The 12532-nt window shown below is 61.2% G+C and carries 10 protein-coding genes and 1 tRNA gene; 6 read left to right on the top strand and 5 right to left on the bottom strand.

Features of this window, described 5'->3' with window-relative positions; genetic code table 11:
* Positions 1 to 12: 12 nt before the first annotated feature.
* Positions 13 to 87 (bottom strand) — tRNA-Val (locus SM765_RS11650).
* 158 nt (positions 88 to 245) lie between these two features.
* Here SM765_RS11650 and SM765_RS11645 point away from each other — a divergent pair.
* Positions 246 to 1106, top strand: coding sequence for an N-formylglutamate amidohydrolase (locus SM765_RS11645; protein ID WP_274838152.1), 861 nt, complete (start codon positions 246 to 248; stop codon positions 1104 to 1106).
* 31 nt (positions 1107 to 1137) lie between these two features.
* Here SM765_RS11645 and SM765_RS11640 read toward each other — a convergent pair whose 3' ends face one another.
* Entirely contained in the window at positions 1138 to 2430 is a 1293-nt protein-coding gene (locus SM765_RS11640; RefSeq protein WP_368981543.1) for a DNA polymerase IV, read from the bottom strand.
* A 97-nt stretch (positions 2431 to 2527) separates the two neighbouring features.
* Between SM765_RS11640 and SM765_RS11635 the strand changes: the two genes are divergently transcribed.
* Entirely contained in the window at positions 2528 to 2935 is a 408-nt protein-coding gene (locus tag SM765_RS11635) for an NUDIX hydrolase (protein WP_065271776.1), read from the top strand.
* Positions 2936 to 3381: 446 nt separating this feature from the next.
* Here the strand turns inward: SM765_RS11635 and pyrF are convergent, their stop codons facing one another.
* Positions 3382 to 4095, bottom strand: a complete 714-nt coding sequence (gene pyrF / locus SM765_RS11630) for an orotidine-5'-phosphate decarboxylase (RefSeq protein WP_274838155.1) — start codon at positions 4093 to 4095, stop codon at positions 3382 to 3384.
* Positions 4096 to 4371: 276 nt separating this feature from the next.
* Between pyrF and clpB the strand changes: the two genes are divergently transcribed.
* Entirely contained in the window at positions 4372 to 6990 is a 2619-nt protein-coding gene (gene clpB / locus SM765_RS11625) for an ATP-dependent chaperone ClpB (RefSeq protein WP_065271774.1), read from the top strand.
* An 82-nt stretch (positions 6991 to 7072) separates the two neighbouring features.
* Here the strand turns inward: clpB and SM765_RS11620 are convergent, their stop codons facing one another.
* Both SM765_RS11620 and SM765_RS11615 read right to left on the bottom strand, forming a co-directional pair.
* Complete coding sequence (locus SM765_RS11620) at positions 7073 to 8521, bottom strand: methyl-accepting chemotaxis protein (protein ID WP_274839015.1); 1449 nt, start codon at positions 8519 to 8521, stop codon at positions 7073 to 7075.
* Between the two features lie 201 nt (positions 8522 to 8722).
* The gene (locus SM765_RS11615) at positions 8723 to 9172 is read right to left on the bottom strand and encodes a DUF302 domain-containing protein (protein WP_274838157.1); all 450 of its coding nucleotides are present in this window, start codon (positions 9170 to 9172) and stop codon (positions 8723 to 8725) included.
* 126 nt (positions 9173 to 9298) lie between these two features.
* On the opposite strand from SM765_RS11615, the gene SM765_RS11610 reads away from it, so the two are divergent.
* The 3 genes from SM765_RS11610 (at position 9299) to msrQ (ending at position 12355) form a co-directional block, all read left to right on the top strand.
* A complete protein-coding gene (locus SM765_RS11610; RefSeq protein WP_274833027.1) occupies positions 9299 to 10789 on the top strand; it encodes an FMN-binding glutamate synthase family protein in 1491 nt (496 codons plus the stop codon).
* Positions 10790 to 10859: 70 nt separating this feature from the next.
* A complete protein-coding gene (gene msrP / locus SM765_RS11605; RefSeq protein WP_065271770.1) occupies positions 10860 to 11759 on the top strand; it encodes a protein-methionine-sulfoxide reductase catalytic subunit MsrP in 900 nt (299 codons plus the stop codon).
* Positions 11759 to 12355, top strand: a complete 597-nt coding sequence (gene msrQ, locus SM765_RS11600; protein WP_274838158.1) for a protein-methionine-sulfoxide reductase heme-binding subunit MsrQ — start codon at positions 11759 to 11761, stop codon at positions 12353 to 12355. Before msrP ends, msrQ begins: the two co-directional genes overlap by 1 nt.
* Positions 12356 to 12532 lie beyond the last annotated feature (177 nt).

The following is a 12532-nucleotide window of genomic DNA, read 5'->3' as shown; positions in this document are numbered from 1 at the left end:
ACAATGAATTCATGGTGGGCGATACAAGGTTCGAACTTGTGACCCCTTCGATGTCAACGAAGTGCTCTACCGCTGAGCTAATCGCCCATGAAACCCTTGCAACATCCTGCCCCAGAAACAAACGGGGCGCGGGATGCCGCGCCGGTGAAGGGGTCTATAATAAGAGTCGCGGAGGGGTGCAAGAGCTTTTGACCCCAGAAATTTCCAGTCTATGCTGTTTTTAGATCTAAGGGGCCGGAGCCGGGATGTCCGACGCAGCATTTTCTGTCATGTCGCCGCAAAATTTGCGGTCTGCAATCGTTTTTGCATCGCCTCATAGTGGCGCCGATTACCCGCCGCAGTTCCTTGAGCAATCGATTCTCGACCCGCATCGGATCCGCAGTTCCGAAGATGCCTTTGTCGACAGGCTTTTTGCTGCAGCGCCGGAATATGGCGCGCCGCTGCTAAGAGCGGTAAAGCCGCGCGCCTATCTGGATTTGAACCGCTCTCCGGAGGAGTTGGACCCGGCGCTGATCGAAGGGGTGATGCGGCGCGGCCAGAATCCCCGCGTGGCCTCGGGACTGGGGGTGATTCCCCGGGTCGTTGCGGGCGGGCAGGCGATCTACCGGGGTAAACTGCCCCTGACCGAGGCCCGCAGGCGCATCGACAGCTACTGGCGCCCCTATCACCGGGCGCTGCAGGGATTGCTGGATCAGGCCCATATCGGGTTTGGCCATGCGATTCTGATCGATTGTCACTCGATGCCGCACGAAGCGCTGGAAACCATGCCCACCCGGTCGGGGCAGATGCCGGACGTGGTGCTGGGGGATCGGTTTGGGGCTGCGGCGGCGGGTGAGATCGTTGATCGTGTCGAAGCCGCCTTTACCAGTGTCGGTTTGCGGGTGGCCCGCAACGCGCCCTTTGCCGGCGCCTATATTACGCAGGCCTACGGTCGCCCGTCGCGCAATCAGCACGCGATCCAGGTGGAAATCGACCGCTCTCTTTATATGGATGAGGCCACGATCCGGCCCAATGGCAATTTCGCCATCCTTCAAGACGCTTTGCGTGGTGTCATCGCGGCGATGACAGATTCGGTGCAGGAACAGCCTCCGCTTGCCGCCGAGTAAGAGCCCGCTGCGGGTCTGGGCAGGAGCGATCCTAACGCAAGGCGCGCCCTTTCAGGATGGCGCCATCTCCAAACCGTTTGCGGATGGCATCGCTGGCCCGTTCGGCTCCGGCACGCTGGCTGGCCTGCGGGTCCAGAAGGTCGCCGGTCACATCGGCCTGATCGGCGGGCACCAGATCGGAAATGCCGCAGCCAAGCAGGCGATAAGGCCCCTGATCGCCCACCTGGTCCAACAGGGCGCGTGCTGTGCGATAGATCGTATCGGCCATCTGGGTGGGGCTGCGCAGGGCGATGCGGCGGGTCAGGGCCGAATGATTGGCCCGTTTCAGTTTCAGCGTCACCACGCGCCCGGCCTTTTCCTTGGCCTTGGCTCGGTCCGAGACCTGAGTCGCCAGCCGCCACAGATGGCCGTCCAGAACTTCGGTATTGGCTGTATCCTCAAAAAACGTTGTTTCCTTGGATATCGATTTCACTGGCGCATTGCCAGAAACGCGGCGCCGGTCCTCGCCCCGGGCCAGATGCCACAGCCGGTCCCCCATCGAGCCGAAGCGGGCGTGCAGATCTTGCCGGTCCCAGCGCAGAAGATCAGCAAAAGTGCGAATCCCCGCCTTGTCCAGCGACGCCTGTGCCGCAGGACCAATGCCCCAGATCATCCGCACTGGTTTGTTGTGCAGGAAATCGGCGGTCTCGGATTTACCGATCACCGAAAATCCACGCGGCTTGTCCAGATCTGAGGCAACCTTGGCCAGGAATTTGTTGTGGCTGAGGCCGATCGAGCCGGTGATTCCCAACTCATCCTTCATGCGTTTGACCAACCGCGCCAGCATCACGGCGGGCGGTGCCCCGTGCAGTTTTTCGGTGCCGGACAGATCCATGAAGGCTTCGTCCAGTGACAGCGGTTCCACATCCGGCGTCAACTCGTTCATCATTTCGCGTACGACGCGGCTCACCTCGGCGTAGACCTGCATCCGGGGTTTGATCACCACCGCGTCGGGGCAAAGCTTCAGCGCCTGAAACATCGGCATCGCGGATTTGACGCCGCGGATACGCGCCACATAACAGGCGGTGGAGACCACGCCGCGCCGCCCGCCGCCGATGATCACCGGCTTGTCGGCCAGCGCCGGATCATCGCGTTTCTCCACGCTGGCATAGAAGGCATCGCAATCCATATGGGCGATGGTCAGCGAAAACAGTTCGTCATGCACCTTGACGCGCGGACTGCCGCAGGCCGGGCAACGCAGTGGGCGCCGCTGCGGCGGTGCGATCTGGCGCAGGCAGTCTCGGCACAGGGCGGAAGACTGCGAAGATGTGGATGAGGCGGGCATGGCAGGCGGGTAGGGGGCTTCGTTGAAACGGTGCAGGATGAGTTTACTCCGGCCCGGCAATATTGTCTTTAGGCCATCGCGGGGCCATGTTCATGTCATGACATTTTCAGGTGCAAAACTGGCCTTGTTTCTGGGCCAGAAAATCGTGGTCATCCTGCGCGATGACAAGCCCGACATTCCCTATCCCGGTCATTGGGATCTGCCCGGCGGCGGACGGGAGCAAGAGGAAAGCCCCGAGGTTTGCGCGCTGAGAGAAACCGAGGAAGAGATCGGGCTGCAACTGGCCCCGTCTGATCTGGTCTGGTCGCGCCGCTACAGTCGGCCGCGCGGATATGTCTGGTTCTTTGTCTCCCATCAGCCTGCGGGATTGGTGTCGGACATCCGATTGGGTTCGGAAGGGCAGCGGTGGGCTCTGATGGATCCGCGGGAGTATTGCGAACATCCCCTTGCCGTGCCGCATTTCGCCGAACAACTCTCGGGCTATCTGAGCGAGGCCAGAGCCTAGCGGCGGGCGCTGTGGAGGTTGTTCAAGAAAAATCCCCCGCGCGAAACGGCGGGGGCAGGTGACGAACCTCAGGAAGAAGAGTTCGTCTGGGGAGTGTTGGGACCAGAATCGCCGATCCGACTCCCTGACGCAAATTTTGCGCTTCCCCGAAATGGACGCTCTGCCACAGCCTGTGCTTTTCCGGGCACAGCTGTGTGGCGGCTCTGGGGAGTCCAGTTTTGGTATTCTAGTTAAATATTATGAGGTTGACGTTGGGTCAGGGCAGTTTTCAGGAAATTTCGGCGGGAAATGTTTTGCCGACCATGTCGTGCAAATTCTGCCTGAAAATTGGGCAAACCGCAGTGGTAAGGTTTGCCGGATGGGCGCGGCGGCCAAGACGGACGCACTGACCGCCACCCCTGATACGGTTATTGGGACTGCGTTCAGCCGCAATGCGGCTCGCTGAATTACAGACTGCGCAGCTCGGACAGAATGTCTTCGGCGGCCTTGCGCGGGTCTGCTGCCTTCCAGATCGGGCGACCGACAACGATGTGATCGGCGCCATCGGCAATGGCGCTGGCCGGGGTGGCAACGCGTTTCTGGTCTCCCAGATCCGCACCGGCCGGGCGCACGCCGGGGGTGACGATCAGTTTGCCCGCTGCCTCGGGCAGGGCGCGGATCAGGGCGGCTTCCTGCGGGCTGGCGATCACCCCGTCGGCTCCGGCGGCAAAGGCATTTCCTGCACGCTCCTGCACCAGATCGCGGATCTCTCCGGGTTTGATCAGCGCCCCATCAAGGTCATCGCGATCCAACGAGGTCAGGATGGTGACGGCGAGGATCTTCATGTCCTTGCCTGCCGCGCCTTCCTTGGCCGCGCGCACCACATAGGGATCGCCATGCACTGTCAGGAAATCCAGATCGAACTGCGCCAGCCCGCGCACGGCGTTTTCCACCGTGGCGCCGATGTCGAACAGTTTCATATCGAGGAAGATCCGCTTGCCCAGCTCCTGCTTCATCTCATTCGCCAGCGCCAGCCCGCCGCCGGTCAGCATGCCAAGACCGATCTTGTAAAAGGACACCGCATCGCCCAGCCGCTCGGCCAGTTTCAATCCTTCGATTGCGTTGGGAACGTCCATGGCAACGATCAGGCGGTCGTCGGCAATCGGGGCAGTGGCAGACATGGCGGGTCTCCGGTTTTGTGAAAACGTGACAGGGGATGCGGAATTGCGCTTTCCTAATCCGCACGGGGCGGTTGGGAAAGCCTAAAAAACAAGGCATTTGGCGCAGCGCCTGCCCATGAGAATTTGATTGAGGTCAGAGATTTTGCATCTCTTTGCGGTCAATATGCTCTTGAAGAGGGGGCGAGACCTCCCAAATTGGAGTGTGAGGCCCGAACCGGGGCGTGCCGCAAAGCGGGCGCTGCCATATTGATCGGGCGCTTGTAAAAGGAGAGAGAGATGGACTTGACCAAGTTCACTGAGCGTGCACGCGGTTTCGTGCAGGCGGCGCAGACAATTGCACTGCGTGAAGAGCACCAGCGCATGGTGCCCGAGCACCTTTTGAAAGCTTTGATGGATGACGATCAGGGGCTTGCTGCCAACCTGATCACCCGCGCGGGCGGCGATGCCACCCAGGTTGCCGGATCTGCGGATGCGGCTGTTGCCAAGTTGCCCAAGGTCAGCGGCGACGGCAGCCAGATGTATCTGGATCAGCAGACCGCCAAGGTGCTGGATGAAGCCGCCAAGATTGCCGACAAGGCAGGCGACAGTTTTGTCCCGGTCGAGCGTGTACTGATGGCGCTTTGCATGGTGAAATCCAAGGCCAAGGACGCGCTGGAGGCAGGCAATGTTTCTGCCCAGAAGCTGAACGAGGCGATCAATGACATTCGCAAGGGCCGCACCGCCGACAGCGCCACGGCCGAAGAAGGCTATGACGCGCTGAAGAAATACGCCCGCGACCTGACCGAAGCCGCCCGCGAGGGCAAGATCGACCCGATCATTGGCCGGGACGAGGAAATCCGCCGCGCCATGCAGGTGCTGAGCCGCCGCACCAAGAACAACCCAGTGCTGATCGGTGAGCCGGGCGTTGGTAAGACCGCCATCGCCGAGGGCATGGCGCTGCGCATCGTCAATGGCGATGTGCCTGAGAGCCTGCGCGACAAGCAGCTTCTGGCGCTGGACATGGGGGCGCTGATCGCCGGTGCGAAGTACCGCGGTGAGTTCGAAGAACGCCTAAAGGCGGTCCTGACCGAAGTGACCGAAGCCGCCGGTGAGATCATCCTGTTCATCGACGAGATGCACACTCTTGTGGGGGCGGGCAAATCCGATGGTGCCATGGATGCGGCCAACCTGATCAAGCCTGCGCTTGCACGGGGTGAGCTGCACTGCATCGGCGCCACCACGCTGGATGAATACCGCAAGTATGTCGAAAAGGACGCTGCCCTTGCCCGCCGGTTCCAACCTGTGATGGTGTCCGAGCCGACGGTTGAGGACACCATTTCGATCCTGCGCGGTATCAAGGAAAAGTACGAGTTGCACCACGGTGTGCGCATCGCCGATGCGGCCCTGGTGGCGGCGGCGACCCTGTCGAACCGCTATATCACCGACCGCTTCCTGCCGGACAAGGCCATCGACCTGATGGACGAAGCTGCCAGCCGTCTGCGCATGCAGGTGGACAGCAAGCCCGAAGAGCTGGACGCGCTCGACCGCCAGATCCTGCAGATGCAGATCGAGGAAGAGGCGCTGAAGCTGGAAGACGATGCCGCCTCGCGTGATCGTTTGGAGACGCTGCAGAAAGAGCTGTCGGACCTGCAGGAGCAATCTGCAGAGATGACCGCCCAGTGGCAGGCCGAACGTGACAAGCTGGCCGGGGCCCGTGATCTGAAAGAGCAGCTCGACAAGGCGCGCGCCGAACTAGACATCGCCAAACGCGAAGGCAACCTCGCCCGCGCGGGTGAGCTGTCCTATGGCGTCATCCCGGGGCTGGAAAAACAGCTGGCTGAGGCTGAGGAGAAGGAACAGCAGGGTCTGATGGTCGAAGAGGCCGTCCGCCCCGAGCAGATCGCCGGTGTTGTCGAGCGCTGGACCGGGATCCCGACCTCCAAGATGCTGGAAGGTGAGCGCGAGAAACTGCTGCGGATGGAAGACGACCTGCATGCTCGCGTGATTGGTCAGAACTCTGCCGTGACGGCGGTGGCCAATGCGGTGCGCCGGGCACGTGCGGGGCTCAACGATGAGAACCGTCCGCTTGGCAGCTTCCTGTTCCTCGGGCCGACCGGTGTCGGTAAGACCGAACTAACCAAGGCCGTGGCTGAGTTCCTTTTTGATGACGACAACGCGATGGTGCGCATCGACATGTCCGAGTTCATGGAGAAACACGCGGTGGCGCGTCTGATCGGTGCTCCTCCGGGTTATGTCGGATATGAGGAAGGCGGCGTGCTGACCGAGGCCGTGCGGCGGCGTCCTTATCAGGTGGTTCTGTTCGACGAGGTCGAAAAGGCGCATCCGGATGTGTTCAACGTGCTCTTGCAGGTTCTGGATGACGGTATGCTGACCGATGGTCAGGGCCGCACCGTGGACTTCAAGCAGACGCTGATCATCCTGACGTCGAACCTTGGCGCGCAGGCGCTGAGCCAGTTGCCCGAAGGCGCCGATGCATCGGATGCCAAGCGCGACGTTATGGATGCGGTGCGGGCGCATTTCCGCCCCGAATTCCTGAACCGTCTGGACGAGACGATCATCTTTGACCGTCTGGCCCGCGCCGATATGGACGGCATCGTCAAGATCCAGCTCAAGCGGCTTGAGAAGCGTCTGGCCGATCGCAAGATCACCCTGCAACTGGATGAAGGTGCGCAGACCTGGCTGGCCGACGAAGGCTATGATCCGGTGTTCGGTGCCCGCCCGCTGAAGCGCGTGATCCAGCGTGCCTTGCAGAACCCGCTGGCCGAATTGCTGCTGGCTGGCGATATTCGTGACGGGGACACCGTACCGGTTTCTGCCGGGGCGGATGGTCTGATCATCGGCGACCGGATCGGAACCACCGACCGGCCCAAGCCGGACGATGCCGTGGTGCACTAAGCACCCGCTCGATCCTTGCGGATGAAACGCAGAAGGCCCGCCAGAGATGGCGGGCCTTTTCTATAATTGGGGCAGGGGATGTTCAGAAGTCTTCCCAGGTCTCCACATTCCCCGGTGTGGCTGACCGCGCTGTCGCGTTGACTGTAGCCGCCGAAGGTGTTGCGACCGGGGCCTGTGCGCGCTGGGCGGCATTGAAGCGCACCACGTTCGCGCGGCCCTCAGTCCCGGCGCCGTTGCCGGTTCGGAACTGAGCCACTTGTTGTGACAGGTTTTTAGCGTTGTTGGCCATGATCTGGCTGGCGCCGGAGGCGTCTTCGACCATTGCGGCATTGCTTTGGGTGACTTCGTCCAGCTGTCCCATGCCCATGTTGATTTCGGACAGGGTCGCGGATTGCTCCTGCGTTCCCCGTGCGATGTCGCTGACGTGGCCGGAAATCGTGCTGACGCTTTGGATGATCGATTTCAGCTCCCCGCCGGCGCGGCCGACCAGATCGACGCCCGTGACCACATGGCCCGAGCTTTCGGTGATCAGCAGCTTGATCTCTCCGGCGGCATCGGTCGACCGTTTCGCCAGCGCCCGCACCTCGGAGGCAACCACGGCAAAGCCACGGCCTGCTTCGCCTGCCCGGGCGGCTTCGACCCCGGCGTTGAGCGCCAGCAGGCTGGTCTGGAAGGAAATGTCGTCGATGACGGTCAGAATGGTTGAGATCTTTTCCGAGGAGGCGCGGATCTGATCCATCGCATCAATGGCTTCCTGCACGACGGTGCTGCTGCCCTCGGCGGTGTTCTGCGCCTCTGTCACGATTCGCTCCACATCCTGCGCGCCCTGCGCAGCGGATTTGACGGTTGTGGTCAGCTCTTCAATGGCGGCTGCGGTCTGTTCCAGGGTTGCCGCCTGGGTTTCAGTGCGCTGTGACAGTTCTGCCGAAGACTGGCTGATGCCAGTCGCTGCGTGTTCTACAGTTTCCGACACGGATTTGACCGCCGAGATGACCGTTTCCAGCTGCGTGACCGCCGCGTTGAAATTTCCGGCCACGGCGCCAAGGTCAGGAATGTCAGAGACTGGAATGCGGTGATCCAGCGCGCCGTCGCGCAGTGCGACCAGCCCGTGCGAAATATCCTGGATCGCCTTGCGGCGGTAGGTGATGTCGGTGCCCAGCTTGATGATCTTGCGCACCTGTCCGGCCGCGTCCAGAACCGGCGCAAAGGTCGCCTGGATCCAGACTTCGGTGCCTGATTTGGACCGCATGGGGAACTGGTCGGTGAAATGCTGCCCCTGTCCAAGCGCCTGCCACAACTCCCGGAACTGAGGGCCACTGGCATAGTCTGCAGAGACAAGCATTCTGTGGGCCTTGCCGGTGATTTCCTGTTCGGAATAGCCGAGGGAAGAAAGAAAATTCTCGTTTGCGCGCAGGATCGTTCCGTCGGGTGTGAATTCGATGACTGCTTGTGTCTTCTCTATGGCTGCCAATGTACCCAGCAAATCGTCTTGTTCTTGTGTGCGTTCTGCAGACTTGAATTTGAAAAACATTGGACCTCTTCTTCAGCAATGCATTTCCCGGCAGGCGGGATGAAGAAGAGATATTTTCGCGGTATTAATTTAGCATGAAATTTAGTGACTTATCGAGGGCCGCCGACAGTAGCACCCCGCCCGGAACCGTTGATCCCGGTCCCGGGCAATCTCTGTGCTGACCGCACACACATATATATGTGTGTGTTCAGGGGCGGCGCCTTATTCCTCGATCGCTTCGCGGGCGATGCCGTCCAGCAGTTCCTGAATCACCTGCATCTCGCCCTCGGGGAAGGCACGGAAGCCGATGGTGATCTCTTCCTCGCCGGGGATCTGGGCGACGAAGATGTCATAGGGGCAGAACATGATGTTCATCGGGTCGACTTCCATCACCTGCCGCGACAGTTGCGCCGAGCAGAAGGAATAGACGTCAGCCTTTTCGAACAGAACGACGTCAGAGCCGACATCGGCGCGGGTGCGTTCCAGCATATCGCCCACGTGGCTGATGTGATCGACCACCAGACCGCGGTCGGTGATGGCGCTTTCCAGGCCAAAGGTCACGTCGTCAAAGGACAGCGTGGTTTTGTAGCTGACCATGCCTTCGGCCTGGGCGCTGGCGCCGAGGGACAGGGCGGTGGCCGTGGCGGCAACGGTGGCTGCGAAAAAATTCATGATATATCTCCCTTTTGTGAGCAAAGCTCGCTTGCCCGCCCCGGCGTTCCCCCTCAGTCTGGGGCAGGGCAGGCGGTGTCTGGGCCGCGCGCCTCACTGAATATATAGGTACATAGGAGTTTTTGCATGGGTATTGCGGCGAATGCCATAGAATTCCTGGCGCTTGCATTTGTTTTTGCGCTGGGGGCGGTCGGGCTGCTGTTGCTGGTCCTGTTTCTTGTGGACAGGCTTCAGACCGAGGATGCGATCCGGCGCAACTACCCTGTCATCGGACGCTTCCGGCATCTGTTCAGCACGCTAGGCGAATTCTTCCGTCAGTATTTCTTTGCCATGGATCGCGAAGAACTGCCGTTCAACCGGGCGCAGCGCGACTGGGTGAGCCGCGCCAGTGAGGGCAAGGGAAACACGGTCGCCTTCGGTTCAACCCGCAATACTTCGGTGCCGGGCACGGCGATCTTCGTCAACGCACCTTTCCCGCCCCTTGATGACCAATACGCCAGTTCCGAACCCATGGTGATCGGGGCAGGGGCACGGGTGCCCTATCTGGCGCCCTCCTTTTACAACATTTCCGGGATGAGCTACGGCGCCCTGTCACGCCCCGCTGTCCGGGCGCTCAGCCGCGGCGCGCGTGAGGCGGGCGTCTGGATGAACACCGGTGAAGGCGGGCTCAGCCCGTTTCACCTTGAGGGCGGCTGCGACATTGTTTTCCAGATCGGCACCGCGAAATACGGCGTGCGCGATGAACACGGCAACCTGAGTGACGAAAAGCTGTGCAAGGTGGCCGAACATCCGAACGTGCGGATGTTCGAACTGAAGCTGTCGCAAGGGGCCAAACCGGGTAAGGGCGGCATCCTGCCTGCGGCCAAGGTCAACGCCGAGATTGCCGAGATCCGCGGCATCCCCGAAGGCAAGGCGAGTATATCTCCCAACCGCCACCCCGAGATCGGAACGTTCGATGATCTTCTCGACATGATTTCTCATGTGCGCGAGGTCACGGGCAAACCGGTCGGGATCAAAACGGTGGTGGGCTCCGAAGCGGTGATGCGGGAAATGTTCATGAACATTGCCTCGCGCCCGGATGATGCGCCGGACTTCATCACCATCGATGGTGGCGAAGGTGGCACCGGCGCAGCCCCCATGCCGCTGATCGATCTGGTCGGCATGTCGGTGCGCGAGGCGCTGCCGATGGTCTGTAACCTGCGCGATGAATACGGGATGAAGGAGCGCATCCGCCTGATCGCCAGTGGTAAGCTGGTCAATCCGGGCGATGTGGCCTGGGCGTTGGCCGCAGGGGCCGATTTCGTGACCTCGGCGCGCGGCTTCATGTTCTCCCTTGGCTGCATTCAGGCGCTCAAATGCAACAAGAACACCTGCCCCACCGGTATCACCACCCATGATCCGCGCCTGCAAAAGGGTCTGGTGGTCGAGGATAAGGACAAGCGCGTGGCCCGGTTTGCCCGCGAGGTGATCCACGAGGTCGAAACCATCGCCCATTCCGTGGGGGTGGCCGAGCCGCGTCAGCTGCGGCGGCGCCACGTGCGCATCGTACAGGGGGATGGCACCTCCCGTCCGATGAACGAGATCATGCCAGGTTACAGTGCTATCGCGGAGTCGTGACAGGATATGTTTTGGTCCGTGGCCTCTCCCGCGCTAGCTCTGGTAACGAACATGGAAAAAGGAGCCCGCAATGGCACGTCGCTGGACCAATACCCTGACCGAGGCTGATATCACCCCCGAAGCGGCCTTCTGGAACCGCCGCCAGATCATGGCGGGCATGGCCGGGCTTGGGCTGAGCACGCTGGCGGGCGGCGCCAAGGCCGAGACGCTGGAGCCCAACAGCTGGGACGACGTGACCAGCTATTGCAACTTCTACGAATTCGGCACCGGCAAGGGCGATCCCGCAGCCTATGCCGGACAGATGACGACCGAACCCTGGAGCGTCCGGATCGATGGCATGGTTGACCGGCCCGGCGCCTATGACTTTCAGCAGATCCTCAGTGAGATGACGATCGAGGAACGCATCTACCGCTTCCGCTGTGTCGAGGCCTGGTCGATGGTGGTGCCCTGGAACGGATTCGAACTGGCGGATCTTCTGAATATGGCGGGTGTGCAGGAAGGGGCGAAATACGTGGCCTTCGAAACGCTCTATCGCCCCTCGGAAATGCCGGGCACCGCCTATCGGGTTCTGGACTGGCCCTACCGCGAGGGCCTGCGCCTTGATGAGGCGATGCATCCGCTGACCCTGATGGCCACCGGCATCTTCGGCAAACCGCTGCCGAACCAGAACGGCGCCCCCCTGCGTCTGGTGGTGCCATGGAAATACGGTTTCAAGTCGATCAAATCGGTGGTGCGCATCACCGTGACGGATCAGGAACCGCCCACCAGCTGGAACATGGCCAATGCCCGCGAATACGGGTTCTACAGCAACGTGAACCCAAAGGTGGATCACCCCCGCTGGAGCCAGGCCACCGAACGGCGTATCGGCGGCGGTCTTTTTGCAGGCCGGGAGCCGACACTGATGTTCAATGGTTATGAAAAAGAGGTCGCATCTCTTTACGAGGGGATGGATCTGGCCAAACACTTCTGATGGATGGCCTGAACCAGCTGCTGCGCCGTGTTCCGGTTTGGAGTGTCTATCTGCTGGGCCTCCTGCCGGCGCCGGGGCTGTTCTTTCTGGGGCTCACCGGCGGCCTTGGTGTTGAGCCGGTCAAGGCGCTGGAGCACGAATATGGCGAACTGGCGCTGAAGTTGCTGGTGGCGGTGCTGGCGGTGACCCCCTTGCGCCGTTACGCCGGGCTGAACCTGATGCGGTTCCGCCGGGCGCTGGGGGTCCTCTCCTTTATATATGTGCTGTGCCACCTTTTGGTGTGGCTGCTGCTGGATGTGCAGATCCCATCCCAGATTCTCGCTGATATCCTGAAACGTCCCTATATCACCATCGGCATGGCGGCCTTTGTGCTGCTCTTGCCGCTCGCGGTGACATCGAACAATGCCTCTGTGCGCCGACTCGGTCCGCGCTGGCGCATTCTGCATCGCCTGACCTATCCGGCCATTGCCCTTGGGGCGCTGCACTATGTGATGTTGGTCAAAGGGTTTCAGATCGAACCGCTGGCCTATCTGGCCGTGATTCTTACGCTTCTGGCCCTGCGCCTGCCCGTAATCCGCAGAAAAGCCACCACCTGATCGTGCCTCAGGCCCATCAAATCGCTTAAAACATGGGCGCATGAAGGTTTTTTGAAAAAACCGCCCGGAATCGAAAATTTCTGCTTGCGCCCTCCGGCCCTTAGGACTAGAACCCCCTTCACCGGCGGCGCTGAGGCGCTACGGGGCGCGGCGGAGACGCTGCTGACGGATCGGAAA

The sequence above is a fragment of the Pseudophaeobacter sp. 1A09344 genome (assembly GCF_041008745.1).
In the GTDB taxonomy this organism is placed as follows: domain Bacteria; phylum Pseudomonadota; class Alphaproteobacteria; order Rhodobacterales; family Rhodobacteraceae; genus Phycobacter; species Phycobacter gallaeciensis_A.
The sequence above is the reverse complement of the archived record's forward strand: the minus strand, read 5'-3'. Positions and strand labels throughout refer to the sequence as shown.